Origin of the sequence: Advenella sp. S44 (assembly GCF_002810445.1) — a bacterium.
Classification (GTDB): domain Bacteria; phylum Pseudomonadota; class Gammaproteobacteria; order Burkholderiales; family Burkholderiaceae_B; genus Advenella.
In genome coordinates this window covers 819,152-839,013 of the sequence record NZ_NEXS01000003.1, presented here as the reverse complement: position 1 = coordinate 839,013, position 19,862 = coordinate 819,152, and the positions used below count along the sequence as shown (strand labels likewise).

At 55.2% G+C, this 19,862-nt stretch carries 20 protein-coding genes; 7 read left to right on the top strand and 13 right to left on the bottom strand.

Annotated elements, in window-relative coordinates:
* The first annotated feature begins 122 nt into the window (after nt 1-122).
* Nucleotides 123-1,349 carry an ABC transporter substrate-binding protein gene (locus CAP48_RS07925; RefSeq protein ID WP_100695444.1) on the top strand — a complete coding sequence of 409 codons (1,227 nt, stop codon included), beginning with the start codon at nt 123-125 and terminating at the stop codon, nt 1,347-1,349.
* The gene (locus CAP48_RS07920) at nt 1,346-2,263 is read left to right on the top strand and encodes a 3-keto-5-aminohexanoate cleavage protein (protein ID WP_100695443.1); all 918 of its coding nucleotides are present in this window, start codon (nt 1,346-1,348) and stop codon (nt 2,261-2,263) included. The genes CAP48_RS07925 and CAP48_RS07920 overlap by 4 nt, the downstream gene beginning before the upstream one ends.
* A 20-nt stretch (nt 2,264-2,283) precedes the next feature.
* Here CAP48_RS07920 and CAP48_RS07915 read toward each other — a convergent pair whose 3' ends face one another.
* The 7 genes from CAP48_RS07915 to CAP48_RS07885 all read right to left on the bottom strand — a co-directional run bounded on the left by CAP48_RS07915 (nt 2,284) and on the right by CAP48_RS07885 (nt 8,601).
* Nucleotides 2,284-2,850: a class I SAM-dependent methyltransferase gene (locus CAP48_RS07915; protein ID WP_100695442.1), complete on the bottom strand. Its 567-nt coding sequence runs from the start codon at nt 2,848-2,850 to the stop codon at nt 2,284-2,286.
* 22 nt (nt 2,851-2,872) lie between these two features.
* Nucleotides 2,873-3,436: a GNAT family N-acetyltransferase gene (locus CAP48_RS07910; RefSeq protein ID WP_100695441.1), complete on the bottom strand. Its 564-nt coding sequence runs from the start codon at nt 3,434-3,436 to the stop codon at nt 2,873-2,875.
* Between the two features lie 131 nt (nt 3,437-3,567).
* Entirely contained in the window at nt 3,568-4,503 is a 936-nt protein-coding gene (locus tag CAP48_RS07905; protein ID WP_100695440.1) for a 3-hydroxyacyl-CoA dehydrogenase NAD-binding domain-containing protein, read from the bottom strand.
* A gap of 144 nt (nt 4,504-4,647) precedes the next feature.
* Nucleotides 4,648-5,214 (bottom strand): DUF882 domain-containing protein, encoded by a 567-nt coding sequence (locus CAP48_RS07900; RefSeq protein ID WP_100695439.1) that lies wholly within the window; start codon nt 5,212-5,214, stop codon nt 4,648-4,650.
* Nucleotides 5,215-5,235: 21 nt separating this feature from the next.
* Nucleotides 5,236-6,867 carry a murein L,D-transpeptidase gene (locus tag CAP48_RS07895; RefSeq protein WP_100695438.1) on the bottom strand — a complete coding sequence of 544 codons (1,632 nt, stop codon included), beginning with the start codon at nt 6,865-6,867 and terminating at the stop codon, nt 5,236-5,238.
* A 111-nt stretch (nt 6,868-6,978) separates the two neighbouring features.
* Entirely contained in the window at nt 6,979-7,635 is a 657-nt protein-coding gene (locus CAP48_RS07890; protein ID WP_100695437.1) for a dienelactone hydrolase family protein, read from the bottom strand.
* A 48-nt stretch (nt 7,636-7,683) separates the two neighbouring features.
* On the bottom strand, nt 7,684-8,601 hold the full coding sequence (locus CAP48_RS07885) for a LysR family transcriptional regulator (RefSeq protein ID WP_100695436.1): 918 nt from the start codon (nt 8,599-8,601) through the stop codon (nt 7,684-7,686).
* A gap of 126 nt (nt 8,602-8,727) precedes the next feature.
* Here CAP48_RS07885 and CAP48_RS07880 point away from each other — a divergent pair, with 126 nt between their 5' ends.
* From CAP48_RS07880 to CAP48_RS07870, 3 genes are all read left to right on the top strand, one after another.
* The gene (locus tag CAP48_RS07880) at nt 8,728-9,933 is read left to right on the top strand and encodes an ABC transporter substrate-binding protein (protein WP_100695435.1); all 1,206 of its coding nucleotides are present in this window, start codon (nt 8,728-8,730) and stop codon (nt 9,931-9,933) included.
* Nucleotides 9,934-9,945: 12 nt separating this feature from the next.
* Nucleotides 9,946-11,439: a CoA-acylating methylmalonate-semialdehyde dehydrogenase gene (locus tag CAP48_RS07875; RefSeq protein ID WP_100695434.1), complete on the top strand. Its 1,494-nt coding sequence runs from the start codon at nt 9,946-9,948 to the stop codon at nt 11,437-11,439.
* Nucleotides 11,440-11,623: 184 nt separating this feature from the next.
* Nucleotides 11,624-12,790: a glycosyltransferase gene (locus CAP48_RS07870; RefSeq protein WP_100695433.1), complete on the top strand. Its 1,167-nt coding sequence runs from the start codon at nt 11,624-11,626 to the stop codon at nt 12,788-12,790.
* Nucleotides 12,791-12,835: 45 nt separating this feature from the next.
* Here the strand turns inward: CAP48_RS07870 and CAP48_RS07865 are convergent, their stop codons facing one another.
* The 3 genes from CAP48_RS07865 to CAP48_RS07855 form a co-directional block, all read right to left on the bottom strand.
* The gene (locus tag CAP48_RS07865; RefSeq protein ID WP_153045663.1) at nt 12,836-14,026 is read right to left on the bottom strand and encodes a hypothetical protein; all 1,191 of its coding nucleotides are present in this window, start codon (nt 14,024-14,026) and stop codon (nt 12,836-12,838) included.
* Between the two features lie 69 nt (nt 14,027-14,095).
* Entirely contained in the window at nt 14,096-14,857 is a 762-nt protein-coding gene (locus CAP48_RS07860) for an aldolase/citrate lyase family protein (protein WP_100695431.1), read from the bottom strand.
* Between the two features lie 85 nt (nt 14,858-14,942).
* The gene (locus CAP48_RS07855) at nt 14,943-16,388 is read right to left on the bottom strand and encodes an NAD-dependent succinate-semialdehyde dehydrogenase (RefSeq protein ID WP_100695430.1); all 1,446 of its coding nucleotides are present in this window, start codon (nt 16,386-16,388) and stop codon (nt 14,943-14,945) included.
* Between the two features lie 272 nt (nt 16,389-16,660).
* Between CAP48_RS07855 and CAP48_RS07845 the strand changes: the two genes are divergently transcribed.
* Together CAP48_RS07845 and CAP48_RS07840 are read left to right on the top strand one after the other, a co-directional pair.
* Nucleotides 16,661-16,999 carry a CidA/LrgA family protein gene (locus tag CAP48_RS07845; protein ID WP_100695428.1) on the top strand — a complete coding sequence of 113 codons (339 nt, stop codon included), beginning with the start codon at nt 16,661-16,663 and terminating at the stop codon, nt 16,997-16,999.
* Nucleotides 17,000-17,146: 147 nt separating this feature from the next.
* On the top strand, nt 17,147-17,857 hold the full coding sequence (locus tag CAP48_RS07840; RefSeq protein ID WP_100695427.1) for an LrgB family protein: 711 nt from the start codon (nt 17,147-17,149) through the stop codon (nt 17,855-17,857).
* A gap of 121 nt (nt 17,858-17,978) precedes the next feature.
* Here CAP48_RS07840 and CAP48_RS07835 read toward each other — a convergent pair whose 3' ends face one another.
* From CAP48_RS07835 to CAP48_RS07825, 3 genes are all read right to left on the bottom strand, one after another.
* Nucleotides 17,979-18,728, bottom strand: coding sequence for a sulfite exporter TauE/SafE family protein (locus CAP48_RS07835; RefSeq protein WP_100695426.1), 750 nt, complete (start codon nt 18,726-18,728; stop codon nt 17,979-17,981).
* Nucleotides 18,729-18,791: 63 nt separating this feature from the next.
* The gene (gene dtd, locus CAP48_RS07830; RefSeq protein WP_100695425.1) at nt 18,792-19,241 is read right to left on the bottom strand and encodes a D-aminoacyl-tRNA deacylase; all 450 of its coding nucleotides are present in this window, start codon (nt 19,239-19,241) and stop codon (nt 18,792-18,794) included.
* A gap of 21 nt (nt 19,242-19,262) precedes the next feature.
* Entirely contained in the window at nt 19,263-19,703 is a 441-nt protein-coding gene (locus tag CAP48_RS07825) for a cupin domain-containing protein (RefSeq protein ID WP_100695424.1), read from the bottom strand.
* Nucleotides 19,704-19,862: the final 159 nt, after the last annotated feature.

Here is a 19,862-nt window from a genome sequence, read left to right as displayed (position 1 = left end):
CGTACACGCGGCCCAGAAAAACGAGAGGCTTGCCGGACAACACACTGTCAGCGCAAGCTTTCCTTCAGTGACGTATTAACTGACTACCGGGTCCGCAGCAAAAGTATAAAAAGGAGACAGTGATGGAAAAAACAGCAATCCAATTGGCGACAGGCGTACTGCTGGCATCAGCGGGCGTCGCGCATGCCGCCGGCATCTCTGATGATGTCGTTCGTATTGGTTTTTTGACCGATATCTCGGGTGTCTATGCTGATTATGACGGCGAAGGTGGCGTGCAGGCGATCCGCATGGCCATTCGCGATGCGGGTGGAAATATTGACGGTCGGAAAATCGAGCTGCTTTACGCCGATCATCAGAACAAGGCCGATATCGCGGCGGCCAAATCCCGCGAATGGATCGACGTGAACAAAGTAGATATTCTGATCGGCGGCACCAACTCCGCCGTCAGCCTGGCCATGGCCAATGTCGCCACCGAAAAGAAAAAACTGTTTATCTCCACTGGCGGCGGGACCTCGGCCCTGACTGGCAAGCAGTGCTCGCCCTACATTATTCACTACACTTATTCGACCGATGCACTGGCCAACGGCACAGGCAAGTCTGTTGTCAAAAATGGCGGCAAAGACTGGTTTTTCATCACGACCGACTATGCGTTTGGCCACGCACTGGAAGCGGCTACCTCCAAAGTCGTCAAAGAGGCCAATGGCACCATCAAAGGTTCGGTTAAAGTTCCGCTCGGCGCTTCTGATTTTTCCTCGTATATATTACAAGCGCAATCGTCCGGCGCCAAAATCCTTGGCATGGCCAACGCCGGAGGCGATTTTGTGAATGCAGCAAAGTCGGCCAATGAGTTCGGCGTCAATACTCAGATGAATCTTGTTGGCCTGACCGTACTGATCCCCGATATCCATTCCCTGGGCCTGCAAGTGACGCAAGGCATGTATCTGACAACCCCGTTCTACTGGGATCTGGACGATGACACCCGCAAGTGGACGGCTGAATACAGAAAAATCACCAACCGCATCCCGACATACATCCAGGCCGGCGCCTATTCGGCGGTCAGCAACTACCTTAGTGCTGTCGCACAATTGAAGACAGACGATCCGGATGCGATCATGAAACGATTCAAAACCGAACGCATAAAGGACTTCTTCGCCAAGGATGCCATCGTGCGCGCTGACGGCAGACTCACCAACCCGATGTACCTGATGCAGGTAAAAAAACCGGACGAGTCTAGCGCGCCTTGGGATTATTATCGAAAGGTTGAAACGCTATCGCCCGACGATCTATATGGAAAACTTGAAGAATCCGACTGCAAACTGGTACAGCAATCTGCAGGAGCACAATCATGAGTACACCCAAAGTCATTGTGACCATCGCCCCGACCGGGGGCATGGCCTATAAAAGCCAGAATCCAAATTTACCGACGCAGCCGCAGGAAATTGCCGACGATGTCTATGATTGCTACAACGCCGGCGCGAGCATTGTGGCGCTGCACGCACGCAACCCAGACGATGGCGCAACCTGCAATCCCGATATTTATTACGATATAAATAACAGGATCCGCGCCAAATGCGACATTATCCTGAACAATTCTACCGGCGGCGGCATTCATGGAGAGATGATCGGTCAAAACGAAAACGGCATGTGGGAGCTGTTGTGGGAAGAGCGGATCAAAGGCATGGAAGCGGGCGCCGAAATGTGCACGCTGGATGCCACCACAATTATCGCCAGTTTCGACAACAAGGAAATCCTAATGAACACGGCGCCATCACGTTGCCGTTTCCTGGCCGACGAGATGAAAAAGCGCGGTATCAAGCCCGAATGGGAAGTGTTCAGTCCGACTCATATTCTTCAAGATACCACGACGCTGTTGGCCATGGGCGCGGACGAAGAGCCCGCCTATGTAAATTTGGTCATGGGCGTGCATCGGGGATTTCAAAATGCCATGCCCTACTCGCCTAAAAATCTGCAGTTCATGGTGGAGTGCCTGCCGGCCGGCACCATTTTCGGCGCCAGCGGCATCGGGCCAGCGCAATTGCCGTGCGCCATTAATTCATTGCTGCTGGGCGGACATGTCCGGGTCGGCCTGGAAGACAATCTGTATTACTCGCAGGGCCGGCTGGCCACCAATGTCGAGCTGACTGAGAGAATTGTTCGGCTGATCCGTGAAATGGGCTATGAACCGGCGACCCCACAGCAAGCCAGGCAAATACTCAATTTGCCGCGCCCCGGTGCGCCAGTCAAACCAAAGTTTGCGCTGTGAAGGCGGCATCGAGATCCTGTTCAATCGACAAACCGCTCGATGGCCAGCAAATAGGGAGCGGGTCTGTATCGGTTGATAAACTCATATCGCAGGACCCGATAGGTCTCCGGTGAAAGCCTGGCCACAAAGGACTCAAGCGTTTCTTTTTCCTTCACGCCCGCCGGATGCCCCCAATAAATAGCGATAAGCAACAACCCGCCGGGCTCAAGCAGCGCCAGTGCGCTCTGAACAGCGACCAGAGTATGGCCGGCCTGGGTTGCGCACGATTTGTCGGCGCCGGGCAGGTAACCCAGGTTAAACACGACGGCGCTGACCGGCGCTAATATATAGTCGCGCATGCGGGTGTGACTATCCTGAATCAGCGTAGCGCGCGACCGCAGGTTTTCACTGGTCAAACGCGCCGCCGTCGCGCTCAGCGCCTCGCTTTGTATATCGAAGGCATACACATGACCGGTTTCGCCGACAAGCCTGGCAAGCTGTACCGTGTCATAACCTTTTCCCATAGTCGCATCAATGACGCGAGCCCCGGGCGCAACGTGGCCGGCAAGCAGTATGTGCACGAAGGCGACGGTCTTGGGCAATGGCATAGCATTTCTCCAGATCGTATGACTAGGACGTACCGGACAGGCGCGCAGGCACCGGAACCAGGCTGCAACGCATCAGCATGGCACGGGCGCCGAAAGCCGGATCGGTACGGCGCGATTCGTCAGGCATAAAGCCCAGTCGCGACCAGTATCCGTGCGCGCCTGCAACCGCAATCAGTATGGCATTGGCCAAACCGAACTGCCGACCCTGTTGCATCAGTTGCGATACCAGCTGGCCGGCTATGCCCTGCCGGGCGTAAGACGGTGATACCGCCACATCGTGCAGATAAAGCACATCACAATTGTGTTGTCGCGCCAACGGCCGATTCCAGCATAACTGTCGGTCCGAGCGCCAGGGATAGCCGATTGCATACGCACACAAGATTTCGCCGTCAACCGCGGCCAGTGATGTCCACCCGGCAGGAACCATGTCGATCTTGCTGCTCAGGACCTCGGCGCTTTCCAGCAACGCCGGCGGATAAACGTCGGCTTGCAGCGCCAGCATCTGCGGCAGGTCATTGCTACGCAGCGGTCGCATGCGCAATGGCGGACTCGCGGTCTGCCCTTTGTTTTCAGTTGAAATTTTCATTTTTGTTTGGAATAATCGCAAGGCGAGAAGTCCAGGAGACGATTCGCAAGACACACGGGTTGACGTTTAGCGCAATCGTCGTGACGGAACATCCCTGTTGCCGGACACATGATTGCGCCTCGCACTGTATCCTATTTTTCGTCCAGGCTTTTCAGAATATCAATCAAATGGCTGTCGCGATAACGCAGCAGCGATTCAAATGACTGGTCTTGCCTGCCCTGCTGCGTGCCCTGGACCATGCGCTCGCGCAACTGGGGAGTCATCCGCGGATTGCCCAGGTCATCCATCCAGGTCTCGATTGCCGGCTGTAGATGATCAATCAGATGCGCGAGGCCAGCCCGCCCCCCGGCCAGGTCAAAAACCATTTGCGGACCGAATATAGCCCAGCGCAGCCCCGGCCCCTTGCTCATGGCGGCATCGATATCCTGCACGCTGGCCACATTCTCGTTGACCAGATGCATGACTTCCCGCCACACCGCCGCCTGCAGTCGATTGGCAATATGCCCGGCGATTTCCTTGTTTAGACGGATGGGATGCTTGCCCACGGCGCGATAAAATTCCATCGTACGTTCAATGGTGTCTTCGGAGGTGTGTTCGCCCCCCACCACTTCGACCAGCGGAATGACATGCGGCGGATTGAACGGATGACCCAGCACACAGCGCTGCGGATAGCGGCACTGCGACTGCATGCGGCTGACCAGCAAACCTGAAGAACTAGAGGAAATAATGACGTGCTCGGGCAGCAGCGCATCCATTTTCGCGAAAAGCGATATTTTGAAATCTTCGCGTTCCGGGGCATTTTCCTGCACAAAATCCACGTTTTCCAGTGCTTTGGCCAAATCCGCTTCGAAACGCAGATTGTCGCGGAATGATTCATCCTGCACCTTGCCCAGATCACGCAAGGTGTGCCAGGCCGAATCGATCAGCGCCAGGGTGTTGGCCTGAACGTCCTGTGCCGGGTCCGACACCACCACTTGGTATCCATGCGCCAGAAAAAGCGCGGCCCAGCTGCTGCCGATGGTTCCGGCGCCGATGATCGCGATTGTTCGAATGTTGCTATTGTTCATGAATGAATTTGTTATTTGCTTCGTATTTCAATAATAATGAACGCCGCCACCGAAGACAATACATGTCGCCGTCAACGGTCGCCCCAGCATCAACGACGCGGGCTCGGGCTGTGCCGTGTCACTCGCAGCGGGCAAGCATAAAGGCTACCAGCTGCGCACGCGACCCGTATCCATGTGTACGAACCCGTCTTTGGGGTAGTAGCCGACGCCGCCCAGAGCAAGCTCTTTGGCGGCATCGCGCAGTTCGTCCAGCGGCACGCCTTTGAGGCGCAGGTCCATGGCCTGTCCCACCATGTGCAGACTGCGCTTGGCCACGCCACCGCCGCGCGTCTTGCGCAGACGTTCGTTGGTATGCGGGTCACGATATCCGGATATGACCTCGATAGCCACATTGGTATTGAGCGAGCCCCTGACCTTGTTGATCAGGTCGAACAAGGTCGGATCCATCTTGCCGACCGTGCCGGAATAATGATCCCGCAAAAAGCGGTTCAGCCGATGCATGGCGGCGGGAATATAGGTATCGCCATTGGCGTAGGCCAAGGTGATTTTTTCATTGGTATGCAGGTTGTCGAGCGAAATTTGCCTGACGCCGCCGGCGATATTGGCGCGGGCGGTATTGGTGCCGATGGTAAACATGGCACCGGCGGCAAGCAATGAGGAAGACGTTCTTAAAAATTGGCGGCGGTGTAGCTGGGGTGACGTAAACATCATACCGTGCTGGCTCCTGGAAAATTACGAGGCAGGTGGAATATTACGTGAGGCGGCCATCTTCTTGATGGCATTGTCCAGAATTTTGTCCTGTCCGTAGATATCGGCGAAAAAGTGGATTTTATTATTTTTTACCACCACAGTACTATACCCTAATACGACAGGAACCGGTTCCAATACATTGATTGTTTTGGATTTTTTTGCAGTCATTGCCTTCTGGATGGCATCTGCTGTCCATTGCGGTTGTTTTTCCAGCACAAATTGCGCCAATCTCACTGGTTCTTCGACACGAATACAACCATGGCTCAGATCGCGCCGGGTACGGTCAAACAGGCGGGTGCTGGGCGTATGATGCAGATAAATGGCCTCGTTGTTGGGGAAAATGAATTTGATATCGCCCAGCGCGTTTTTGGGCCCGGGACGCTGCCTGATGCGTGCCTGGCCATTGAGAACCGCGCTGATATTGTCCTCGCTGACGTTTTGCGAAACACCCGATTGTGTAACAAATTCAAATCCCTGCTTCTCCATATAAGAAGGGTCGCGGCGCAAACGCGGAATCAGTTCTCCGCGGGAAATGGAGATGGGCACATTCCAGTACGGGCTGAACTCGATCTTGCTGACAGCGCCATCAAACAGCGGCGTACTGGTGTTGAATGACTTGCCGACAATCACTTTCATCTCAATGAGGTTTTCAGCTTTCTGATTGCGAATGTGATAGGCACGCAGAACAAATTCCGGCACGTTGACAACGATGCGGCGCTCGCCTTCCATCAGCGGCGTCCAGCGCAGCCGTTCCATACTGATCTGGATCTGCCGGATACGATCAATGGGACGGGTATTCAATTGCGCCAGCGTTCCCTTGCCGATGACACCATCGGGCTCAAGACCATGGCGCTGCTGGAAGCTTTTTATGCCGGCTATGATAGTGTCGTCATAGATCGGTCGCGCCGGTGTGTCTTCAGGCAGATCGCCAAGCAGGACAAGGCGCTCTATCAATGCCGGCATCCCGTTATAAGGCTGGCCTTCAGTCAGTTTACCGCCAGGCAGCGCAGGCAAAGGCTGGTCCATGCCCGGTTTTTTTTGCAGCTCGCGATACACAGCCAGCGCCTGCATCAGCGAGTTGTACATGGGAATACTGTCGGTCAGCGCCTTGACAGATGCCTTCAGGTTGCCGTTGCTGATGGCTCTGGTCAGAAACAGGTCGGCATCCGCATCGGAAAAAATGGGCTTGGAATAGCGATTCTTGATCAGCGACGGCGAAATGCGACCGTTCTTCAAAAACTTAACGTAAGTGCGCATTTGCGTCGTCAGCTCACGATCAAAATTTGCCGTTTCTTCGGCCGAGGCCGCATAGCTGATCCGGCCCCATTGCGACTTCAGTTGCGAAATATGGAACCAGCGCGGATCCAACCCGTGCCGGTCTGCCGTTGCCAGCAGCTCCAGCGCATCTTCGGCCTGGTCGATTGGCCGTCCGTTTTCAATCCAGCTAACTGCAGGTAGCTCGAACGTCACATTCCCAAGGTCAGGCGGAACGGTTATGCCGTTTTCAGGGATCGTAAACGGCGCCGTTTCCTTGTCCTGGGGCGCCTGTGCCTGTGCGGTAGCCGCAAGCACGAAAGATAGAGAGACTGCAGACAGCATTGTCGAGAACGTCATAAATTTTTTCACCTCTTTTATTTTAGGTCTGGTACGAAAGGTGCAGCGCCGGTGCGCGATGCGCCACCGGCGTGTGCGACGCTCTTGGCGCGTCCGTTGGCATGGCTATGATTACAGGTTCGCCTTGAAAAACTCAACCGTGCGGGTCCGTGCAAGCTCGCTGGCAAACGGATCATAGGAGCCGCGCTGGTCGCATCCAAAGCCGTGGTCGGCATCATAAACGCAGACATCGACATCCGGCTGCGCCGCACGGATGGCTTCGACGTCTTCAGGCGGAATCGATTTATCTCTTTCACCGAAGTGCATTTGCACAGGACATTTGGCTTTTTCATTGCGCAGCTCGGCGATGCCGGCCCCGTACCAGCAAGAGGCTGCAGAAAACAAAGAGCTGCGGCAGGCGGCAACCCAGGTCAGCGTTCCCCCCCAGCAGAATCCCACGACGCCGATTTGCTTCTGTCCGGCCAGGGCGGTAGCCGCAGCCTCGATATCCTTAAGCGCATCGTCGTAGCTCACTTTTGCCTTCAATTGCTTGCCTCGGTCTACGTCCTGCGCCGTATAGCCCATTTCAACCCCCGACTCGATCCGGTCGAACAAGGCTGGGGCGATCACGCGGTAGCCCTTTGATGCATAAAATTCACAGACATCACGGATGTGGCTGTTGACGCCAAATATTTCCTGCAGAACCACGATGCCTTTTTCCGCATCTTCAGGTCCGGCGATAAACGCCTGCAGTTCGTGTCCGTCGGCTGCTGTCAGTGTCATGGTCATGCGTGCACTCCTTTTGGAAATTGAATTTTCACAAATCGCTTTCAATGGTCATTGTACTTGCTGCACCGGCACTTTGCCCTGCACCAATAAGCGGTTGCTTCCTATGATGTCACATAAGTGTTCCGAAAGCATCACAATACGTTTCAGCCGTTTCAGCTCTTCGTGATAGTAAATCCAGAAACTGCGCGTGATGCCGATTCTGTCCTGCAGCACCGGGATCAGATCAGGGTTCTGCCCCGCAAGAAAACGAGGCAGGATAGCCAGTCCGTGTCCCTGCAGACAACTGTAATATTGCGCGATCACACTGGTGCTTTTTATGACGGGCTTGGTAAAGGGCAGGATGTCTTCCAGGTATCGCAGTTGATCGCTAAAGAGCAATTCATCTACATAGCTGATAAAACGATGGTGATGCAAGTCGGCTTCGGCATTGACCGGGCCATAGCGATCAAAGCACACCTGCGTACCGTACAGCAGCAACGTGTAATCGATCAGCTTGCGGGTTACGTAGGGCCCGCGGGCGGGCCGCTCGATCGTGATGGCAATGTCGGCCTCGCGACGGGTTAGACTGACAAATCGCGGCACCGGCAACACATCTATGGTCATATCGGGATACTGGCTTTGGAACTGCGCACACAAGGGCGCAATAATGCACGAACCGAATGCTTCGGTTGCCGCCACACGGACGTGGCCCGCCGGACTCTGGCTGACGCCCAGGATCTGTTCCTGGGCGTTGTACAAATGCGTTTCCATTTGCTCTGCGTGGGCCAGCAGTTGCTGTCCTGAACGCGTCAGGGTAAATCCTGAGCTGCGCGATTTATCAAAGAGCAATTGCCCCAAGTCGGCTTCCAAATGACGGATGCGCCGCGTGACCGTGGTGTGCTCAACCCCCAGCCGCGCTGCGGCTGCACTGGCTCGGTGGGTTCGGGCTACTTCAAGAAAATAACGGATATCGTCCCAGTCAGGCATCTTTCGTTGTGCAAATATGAACAGTAAATGTGCAAATATTCTATTGCAAAATTGATTTATACACATCAAACTGAATACGTTTTGCAAACAAAACGATAAAACTATTAAAAAATTCAGGAGACTTCAATGTTGATCAGGAAAACAGTACTGGCGGCAGCGTCGTGCTTGACACTTACCGCCTGGGCCGCCGATGCCCCGCAAGTCAAAGTCGGTGTGCTTACCGATATGTCGGGCACCTATGCTTCCATGGGCGGTGCCGGCTCGGTCGCGGCCGCGCAGCTTGCCATTGATGAATGCCTTGCCGGTCCTTGCAAGGGCATGAATATCGAGCTGCTGTCTGCGGACAATCAGAATAAGGCTGATGTTGGCGCAGCCAAGGCGCGCGAATGGTTTGACCGTCAGGGCGTCACGGCCATCGCCGACCTGACCAATTCCGCCGTGGCGCTGGCGGTGCAGAACGTGGCCAAAGAGAAAAACCGAATTGCGCTTTTCTCAGGACCGGCCACAACGGCCCTGACCAATAAATCGTGTTCGCCGGTGGGATTTCACTGGATGTTCGACACCTATTCGCAGTCGGTGGGCGGCGCCAAGGCCACGGTTCAGGCTGGCGGTAAATCCTGGTTCTTTCTGACAGTGGACTACGCCTTTGGCCATTCGCTGGAAGCCGATACCTCGAAGATGGTGAAAAAACTGGGCGGCGAGGTTGTCGGCCAGGTGCGTCACCCACTGAACAACAGTGATTATGCCTCGTTCCTCTTACAGGCGCAAAGCAGCCAGGCGCAGGTTGTCGCGCTGGCCAATGGCGGCCAGGATACCGTTAATGCCGTCAAGCAGGCCAAGGAGTTTGGCATCAGCGGCGGCGACCAGCGCCTGGTGGCGCTATTGATTTTCCTGTCTGACCTGCGCGCACTGGGTAATGAGAACGCCCAGGGACTGACCTATGTGGACGGCTTCTACTGGGACTTTGACGATGGCACCCGCCAGTGGTCCGATCGCTTTGCCAAAGCCTATAAAGGCCTGAAGCCGACCATGACCCAGGCCGGCGTGTACTCCAGCGTGCTGCATTACCTGAAAGCGGTTGCTGCCGCCGGCACGACGGACGGCGCCAAAGTTGCTGAGCAAATGCGCAAGTTGCCCATTGAAGATCCGATCATGCATAACGCCTCTATTCGCGCCGATGGCCGGGTCATTCACGACATGTACCTGTACGAAGTTAAAAAACCCGATGAAAAGAAAAGCGAATGGGACTACTCCAAGCTGCTCGCCACCATCCCGGCCGAAGAAGCTTTTGAGCCGCTCTCCGAATCGACCTGCCCTCTTGTAAAAAAATAAAGGATTGATGTTATGAATGCCATACCCAATATTCCGTTACTGATCAATGGAAAAAAAGTCCAATCCCGCGCCACCGATTGGCTCGATGTGCTGAATCCGGCCAATCAGGAAGTTGTTGCCAAAGTGCCGTTGGCGCCAATTTCGGAAGTGGACGAGGCCGTGGCCAGCGCCAAGGCCGCGTTCCAGACCTGGCGCAATACCAGCCAGGGCAACCGGATGCGTGTCATGCTCAAATTGCAGCAACTGGTGCGCGATAATGCAGCGAAACTGGCCGAGCTCATTACGCTGGAGCATGGCAAGACGCTGCCCGATGCCGAAGGCGAGGTGGGCCGCGGTCTTGAAGTGATCGAACATGCCTGCTCCATTGCCAGCCTACAGTTGGGCGAATATGCCGAGAACGCCGGAACGGGAATCGATGTTTATACCGTGATCCAGCCGCTGGGCGTATGCGCCGGGATTACGGCATTCAACTTTCCGGTCATGCTGCCCTGCTTTATGTTCCCGATTGCCATAGCCTGCGGCAATACATTTGTACTCAAGCCCTCTGAACAAGACCCCAGTGCATCCCTGTATCTGGCCGAACTGGCGCAAGAGGCGGGACTGCCACCCGGCGTACTGAATGTGGTGCACGGCGGCCCGGATGTGGCTAACCGTCTTTGCGAACATCCCGACATCAAGGCCGTGTCGTTTATCGGTTCGTCTCATGTCGGCACGCAAGTCTATCAGCGTGCATCCAATGCCGGCAAACGCTGCCAGGCCATGATGGGCGCCAAAAACCATTGCGTCATTCTGCCCGACGCCGACAAGGAAGTGGCCCTTAACCAACTTGTTGGCGCCGCATTCGGCGCAGCCGGTCAGCGTTGCATGGCGACGTCGGTGGCGGTCATGGTCGGTCAGGCCAGCGAATGGATTGGCGAATTTGTTGAAAGATCCAAAGGGCTGAAAGTGAATGCCGGCGAAGATCGCCAGGCCGACCTGGGGCCCCTGGTGTCGCCCAGGGCCAAGCAGCGTGTGGCACAACTGATCCAGAGTGGCGTAGATGAGAAGGCCACCCTGCTTTTGGACGGCCGCGATCTGGAGGTAAAGAACTACGAAAGCGGCAACTTCATTGGCCCCACCATCTTTGCCGATGTCAAAGAAACCATGGCCATTTATCAAGAGGAAATCTTCGGTCCGGTTCTGTGCATTGTATGCGTCGACACGCTCGAACAGGCGGTCGAGTTTATCAACCGCAATCCGAACGGCAATGGCGTTGCGATTTTCACGCAAAGCGGCGGCAATGCCCGCTATTTCCAGAATAACATCGATGTGGGGCAAATCGGCATCAACATTCCGATTCCCGTTCCGGTGGCGTGGTTCAGCTTTACCGGTTCCCGCGGCTCCAAATTGGGCGATCTGGGACCCAATGGCAAGCAGGCGGTCATGTTCTGGACTCAGACCAAATCCGTGACTGCGCGCTGGGCCGCGCATGATGCCGGCGTAAACACGACAATTGCACAAAAATAGCGCTTGATCTGCCCTTCGCAAATACCGCCCCGGACGTGTTCTGCACAACCGGGTTTTTTTACTGCGGTGCCGATCCACACTTTATTCGTATCAGTCCGACACATTTTATCATTTTCGACCATTCATATTCATGCCACAATAGCGTCATAAACTGTTCATTTGAACCATTGAGAGAAAGCCAACTATGAAAAAAAATATTGACTTGATCTATTTCAATGCGGGCGGCGGCCATCGCGCTTCGGCCCGGGCGCTTGAGGCAGTATTGAAAAACAGCCACCCACAGTGGAACGTCAGGCTTGTCAATCTGTTTGAAGTGCTCGATTCCAGGCAAGTCTATAAACGGGTGACCGGCGTGGCGCCCGAGGAATTTTATAACCGTCAATTGGCCAAAGGATGGACCATGGCCATGACACCGGAACTGCGTATTTTGCAGGCCTTTATCCGGCTGACCCATCAGGTGATGGTCAAGCGGCTGCAGGAACACTGGATTGAAACCGAACCGGCCATGGTGGTATCACTGGTTCCCAATTTCAATCGCGCCATGTATGAAAGCCTGGTATCTTCGCTGCCCGGTGTCCCGTACGTCACCATTCTGACGGACCTTGCAGACAACGCGCCAAACTTCTGGATCGAAAAAAACCAGCAGCAGCATTTTATCTGCGGCACAGACAAAGCCGTAGAGCAGGCGTGCGCGGCGGGCCATCCGCAATCTCATGTTCATCCCAGTTCAGGCATGCTGCTACATCCGGACTTCTATAAAAAGCCCGAGATCGACCGGCGCGAGCAACTGATCACGGCCGGTTTTGATCCGGATAAGCCCGTAGGGCTGGTCATGTTCGGTGGACACGGCTCCAAGGCCATGATCAAGATCGCCAAACAATTGTCCGATGTACAAATGATCTACATTTGCGGACATAACGCAGCGCTGGCAAAAAAAATCGGCAAAATGCAGACGCGGGCACACAAACTGGTGGAAGGCTTTACGACGCAGATGCCGATATTCATGGAAATGGCCGACTTCTTTATCGGCAAGCCAGGTCCGGGAAGTATCAGCGAGGCCATCCGCAAAGATATGCCGGTCATTATTGTTTGCAATAAATGGACCATGATCCAGGAACGCTATAACGGTGAATGGGTCACCAAAAACGGGCTTGGTATTGTGCTGCCCAGCTTCGCCAAAATCAACGAGGCGGTGCATGAGTTGCTGGACAACCTGGACAGTTTTCGGGCAAGAGTCAAGGAGCAGGACAATCGGGCGGTATTCGAAGTACCTGACATTCTTGAAAACATTCTGCAGCAAAGTGAAGCGGCGCCACCATTGCCACTCTCCGACCCCCGTACTGCAAGCTGATTTCAAAAAGGGCTATCACCCCTTTTTAAGCATTTGCCTGGGCGCTTATCGGCCACTCATCGGGATATCCAGGTTGAACTGCAATAAGCCGTTATCGCTGCGTACCGCTCGCTGCGCTTTAAGCTTGAGCAGGACAGACTCCAGCTTGTAGCTTTGTTCCACACCAAAAGTCTGCTCAGAGGTTCCGTTCAATACACGGCTGTTTTCGAAACTGCCCGAAACCTGCGATTGCGTATCCAGCGGGTATGTCAGTTTTAGCTGATTGCGAATCGCACGGTCGGTCAGCGGATCCTGGGACAGCCTGGACAAGTCCATGTAATGCGCGCTGGTCAGTTCATTGGAAAACTGCAGGGACGCCAGATCGAACACCTTGGCGCGATAGGCGAACATTGAGCGCCAATTTGCCTGATCTTCATATTTCCCGGCATTCACGGTCAGCCGCAAGTCACCCATATCGTCCAGGGCATAACTGGCGCCCATGCCCAGGTTCTTCAACGCGCGCGCAAACTGTACCTGTGAATCGACCGAAGCCACCTCGCTTAGTCCGTAGCGGACAGCTGTGTTGGCCGCGCCACTACCGAAGTGGAAACTGGCATCGTCACCCGAGGCGGCTGAATAGTCCATGGCCCCGGCCGCTGTGGAATAAGCCAACTGGTTGGGATCAATAAACCAATTGTCCTGTGTCCCATCCGGTTGCCGGCTCAACTGTACGCCACCAATACGAAAGCCGCTTTGTCCAATATTACTGACAACCTGGTTGGAACCCAGGGATAGGCGATTTCTATCTTCCGTCGTCAGGCTCCACGTTTGCGCGCCTGTGGTAAAGCTGCGCACGGGTTGTAACTGGACGATCCGGGCTGTATTCTTGCGCAGCGCTGCGCTGGTCTGGTCTGTCATGAATGGTCCGATTGCGGACGCGTATTGATAATTTTCCCAGTTGTCGACGCCACGCATGGCATCGGCCGTCACCAGTCGCTCTAGCGGCACTGCCTCTCCCGCTTCGGGAGCAGGATTGGGTTCATCGATCGGCAACAAAATAATTTTTGTCGTTTCCGGGTCAAAAGACCATGCTGGCGGCGCATCCTGCGTAAAGCCCGGCAACACGCCAGGCCCGACAATGTGTTCGCTGCGCGGCGCATCGTCGCCCATGGCGTAGGTAATGGTCTGGGCAAACAATGGATCGCCCGGCAAAATCAGAAACGCAATAAGGGGGGCAGTTTTTATCCAAAATTTCAAACTTGTGAGCATCCTCGTTTATACCCTGGCACTATAAAACGCGATGACGGCACGGCTGCAAATCAAATACTAAAACCGCTTGCGCAGGCTCATCAAGGCATTTTTATATACAGAAAGATCAACGCCGACACCAACAAAACTAAAGCCCAGATCAATATATCTTGCTGCATCTTCCGGTACAACCGCCAGAATGCCGCTGGCTTTGCCGGCTGCCGAGGCCACTTGATGTACATGAGCAATGGCCTGTTGTACTTCAGGATGCTGTGGTTGACCAAGGTAGCCGTAAGCCGCCGACAAATCGGAAGGCCCGATGAAGATGGCATCGACGCCTTCGACGGCAGCAATGTCCTGAACCGCCTCAACGCCGGCGCGGCTCTCGATTTGCACGATCACGCCGATATGTTCATTGACCCGTTTGAAGTAATCAGGCTCGGTGCCATAGGCGCTGGCCCGGGTCATGCCGGCCACGCCGCGCACGCCCGCCGGCGGATAGCGTGTCGCAGCTACCGCATATTCGGCCTGTTGGCCCGATTCAACGAACGGGATCAGCAGATTATAAAAACCGATATCCAGATACTGCTTAATCAGGGCCTGGTCATTGACAGGCGGACGGCCAATGGCGGCACTGGTGCTGGCGTTTATCGCCTGCAACTGGGCCATCAGCAAAGGAATGTCATTCGGCGCATGTTCACCGTCCAGCAACAGCCAGTCGTAGTCACACACACCAGCCACCTCAGCCAGCATGGGACTGCTCGTGCTAAGCCACATGCCTGCCAGTGTTTCGCGGGCCAGTAATCTCTGGCGAAAGGTATTGGGTATTTGCTTTTTCATAATGGAAAAACGGTATCAACTCGCTTAATCAAATAGACGATATCAAATGCGTGGGTGCCGGCGGCGGGACAAGCCCGCCAGCCGATCAGATGCCGCCCATCAGCATATATTTGATGACCAGGTAATCGTCAATGCCGTAGTGGGAACCCTCACGGCCCAGGCCGGACTGCTTCACGCCCCCGAAAGGCGCCACCTCCGTTGAGATAAGGCCAGTGTTGATGCCGACAATACCGTATTCCAGTTGCTCGGCGACGCGCCAAACGCGTCCCAGGTCGCGGGCATAAAAATACGCGGCCAGGCCGAACTCGGTATCGTTGGCCATGCTGATGACCTCTTCGTCCGTGTCGAACTTAAAGACCGGCGCCAGCGGGCCGAAGGTTTCTTCACGCGCGAACGCCATGCCCTGCGTTGCATCGGCAATGACCGTCGGCTCAAAGAATAGTCCGCCCAGTTTGCTGCGTTTACCCCCCGTGAGCACCTTAGCCTTATGCTGCACCGCATCTTTGATGTGGCTTTCGACTTTTTCCACTGCCTTCTCGTCGATCAACGGGCCAATTTGTACATTTTTACCGGTGCCGTCCCCCACCACCAGTTTGTCCACGGCGGCGACCAGTTTCTTGACAAACGCCTTATAGACGCCTTTCTGTACATAAATGCGATTTGCGCATACGCAGGTTTGACCCGCATTGCGGTACTTGGAAATAATGGCACCTTCGACTGCCGCGTCAATGTCGGCATCATCAAACACAATGAACGGCGCGTTCCCACCCAATTCCATCGAGACCTTCTTGATGGTGCTGGCCGATTGCTCCATCAAGATGCGACCCACTTCCGTTGAACCGGTGAAACTGACTTTGCGCACCAGCGGATTGCTGCAAAGCTCCTTGCCAATTTCAGACGAATTACCGGTAATGATGGACATGACGCCAGCCGGTATGCCCGCCTGTTCGGCCAGTTCAATCAGCGCCAACGCGGTAAGGGGCGTTTGCGATGCCGGCTTGATGACAACTGTGCAGCCGGCGGCCAGCGCCGGCGCCACCTTGCGAGTGATCATCGCTGCCGGAAAATTCCAGGGTGTGATAGCCGCGCATACGCCTATGGGTTCCTTGGCCACCACAATACGCTGCGAGGTTTGTGGTGCAGGAATGGTATCGCCGTATACGCGCTTGGCTTCTTCAGCAAACCACTCGATGAAAGAGGCGGCATAGGTGACTTCCCCTTTTGCCTCGGCCAGTGGCTTGCCCTGCTCGGTGGTCATGATATAGGCCAGGTCATCGGCGTTGTCGTTGATGAGCACAAACCATTTGCGCAAAATGGCTGCTCGCTCCTTGGCGGTGAGTCCCTTCCATGCTGGCCAGGCCTTATCGGCCCCCTTGATAGCGTCTGCGGTCTCCTTCTGGCCCAGCTTGGGCACAGTACCCACACGCTTGCCCGTGGCGGGGTTGGTGACTTCGATGACCGCCTTGCCACCGACCCATTTTCCATTGATATAACATTTGTCTTTAAGCAAACTGGCATTTCTAAGCTTCATGGATTGGCTCCCGATCCTGTTATTGAAAGTTGCTGCCGCTGACATATTCAAAGTTGCTGCGCTGCATATTGAAAGAGTACCATATCCCCGCGTTCCATCTCGCACTGTTGCGCAATCGCGAATCGGGAATCAGAAGCCACCTGCTGGCGCCCTCAACGGCCCGTTTATCCTTAACTTTATGTAAAAAATATACTGATTAGAGGCATGATATTACCTTCATCATAAGCAAGTATAATAAGCAGGTACTTCTACCTGCCACTGACGGTTGCCCCATGCTTGTCTCTCTCCTTGTTGTTGCTGCCTGTTATTTTGCCGGTGAAGGCATCAGTTACATGCTGTCGCTGCCACTGCCTGGCCCCATTGCAGGCATGCTTTTGTTGCTGCTTTTATTCAAGCTTCGGCCCTCCCTTTTCACGCTCATGGCCCGGCACATTCCACCCCTGCTATCACATCTGGCGCTACTGTTTCTGCCCGCTACGGTCGGCCTCATGGTCAGCTACAGGCTGCTGGATGGATACTGGCCTGCGGTCATTACAGCTGTCATTGTCAGTACCGTCCTTTCTCTGCTGGCAGGCATTCTGGTCTTTCGGTATGCAGACAGGGAACGCTAAACCCAAGTGTGCACGCGCGTTATGCCAGCCTCACACCGGTTGTTGTTGTGCTGGCAGCGCCGCAGTTTTTGCTGCTTTTCGTTTTTACGATCAAGCCTTGTGTATCGTCGCACTGAGGCAAGACGGCAATAAGCGGCTTGTAACGAAATGACGTTTTTTCTTGCTGGAGTTCCCGTGCATGCATTCCTGACCGGTTTTCTGCTTACGATCGTCGCCTACCTCCTGGCCTCGTGGCTTTTCGCCCGCAGCGGCTACTTTTCTTTGCTTAACCCGGTGCTGGTGGCAACCACGCTTATCATTCTAAGCCTGCAACTATTGAATATTGAATACAGCACCTATTTGCAGGGTGCCCGCTATCTTTCCATGATGCTGGGCCCGGCCACCGTGGCGCTTGCCGTACCAATCGCCATGCACGGCAAGACCATCAAAAAACGCCTGCGCCCGATTGGCCTGGCATTGTTGGCTTCCTCGATAGTCGCAGTGTGCAGCTCGATAGGCCTGGCCTGGCTGATGGGCGCCGATCGCGCTATCCTGGTCGGATTATCCGTCAAGGCAGCGACCATGCCCATCGCGCTGGAGCTGGCGCAATCGCTGGGTGGCGTCATTCCGCTTACTGCCGCCTTTGTGTTTTTTACCGGCATTCTGGGCGCTACCATCGGCCCGTTCATTTTCAAATGGATGAACGTACAACGCGACGATATTCGCGGCCTGTCCATGGGCGTCACTTCTCATGTGATTGGCACGGCAGCAGAATTTAAACACAGCCAGGAAGCGGGTTCCTATGCGAGCCTGGGGATGAGCCTGAACGGCATATTTACCGCCATTGTGATACCGGTGCTGTACTTCCTCCTGTTTTAAAAACCGGCCAGGGCAAGATGGTGGCATGCAACCGCTGATGCGTGGTGCATAATACGTAGTCAATAGTGCAACCGGTCCTGCCCCTGCGATAATCCAATCGCCGACAATAGCAACCTGCCTGTTAAGGGGCAATCAGATTCGGGACCGCAGAGCCCAGCAGCGCCAGGCCCGAGGCGGTCAGCAGCAGCAACACGACCAGCCGAAAGCGTTCGGGACTAAAGCCGGCATACACGCGTGTGCCGATAAAGGACGGTATCAGAATCGCGGGAAGGACCAGCAGTAACATCGGCAGCATGGGCCGTGTCACCAATCCCGTCCAAATATAGGACAACATGGTCGTGGAAAGCATAAACAAATTGAAATTCTGTATGAGTGCGCGGTGCGTATCACGATTGGAATAACGCAAGGTGCACCAAAGTGTAGGCAAAACACCGGAGAAGCCGCCGAGCGCACCCATGATGCCGCCCCCCAGGCCAACCAGCATATTGGCCGCGTTGCCGCCAACAGTGACTTTAGGAAGCCGTCTTGCAAAGATCATGATCGGACACCAGACGATCAACAAACACCCGAGCGCAGCCTTGAACATATTCACATCAAGCATGGGCAGCAGCACGACTCCCAGCGGAATACCCGCGAGTCCGCCAAATACGTAGGGAACAAGCAGGCGCCAATCAAAGCCCCGCCGCAGCGAGCATGCGGCAACGATCTGGCCCGTCATCCCGCCAAATACGGCAAGCGCAGCAGCCAGCCGTGGATCCAGCACCCAGGCCCATAGCGCCATAGAAACCAGTCCGAAACCAAAACCGGACAGCCCCTGGACAAACCCGGCAACCACAGCGCCCAGCACCACATAAACGTAAATCGGGTCCACTAGCGCCCCGCGCCACAGACAAAGGCAGCGACGGCACGCGGCAAGCCAGGCTCGCCTTTGTAGTTACCGATCACGACTGTCCAGTAAAATGGTCACGGGCCCATCGTTAACAAGCGACACTTTCATATCGGCGCCAAAAACCCCGACTGGAACCGCGCGGCCCAGCCCTTCTGACAGTTGCTGGACAAACCGGTCAAAGTACGGTTTCGCAACGTCGGGACGCGCCGCTGATATATAGGAGGGGCGATTGCCTTTGCGCGTGTCGGCCATGAGGGTAAATTGACTGACGGCCAGTATCTGTGCACCGGCATCCAGAACCGACCGATTCATCACGCCGTTGTCGTCATTGAAAATGCGCAACGCCAGCGTCTTGCGCAGCAGATATTGCGCATCCTGTTCTGTATCGTCGTGAGCAATTCCCACCAGCAGCAACAGGCCAGCACCGATAGCGGCAACCATATTGCCGTCTACTGTAACCTGCGCCTGGCGCGCACGCTGTACCAATACCTTCATGATTCAGACTTGCTCCATGATTCAAACGTGCTCCAGTGTTGCGGTAGGAAACTCTGCTGGCGACACCATTTCCAGCATTTCCAGATCGGCACTGTGGCGAATTTCCCGATGGCGGATCCCGGGCGGCTGATACACCGAATCGCCTTGCTCCAGGCGAACCTTGCCGGTCTGCTCATATTCAAACTCAACCCAGCCTTGCAACACATAGACAAACTGGAAATCCAGCTGATGCAAATGAGGCACGCCCGAGGCGTCATGACCTGCCAGGGCACGGATGACATGCACGGAATAGGCGCCGCCCGTTGCCTTGGCCACACCCAGATCGCGGTACTCAAAAAACGCTCGCAAGCCCTGATCGAAACGGGCGTTTTTCAGATGTGATATGACCGCTTGCGGCGCGGGTGAATCCGGCGCGGAATCGGCGGCCAGGTTTTTCGATTGTGGTATTCGAGCGGTCGACATTCATGGCTCCCCATTCGTCATCTGCCGGTCAGCGTATTGCGGCTCTGTCCGATTGTAACGCCAATGTGCCTTTATCATCGCGTTGGCGGCGCACGGCAGAGAGGTTCGCCTGCGGACGGAACAATCCGAGAGCGCCCACTGATGTGCGCGGATTCCCGG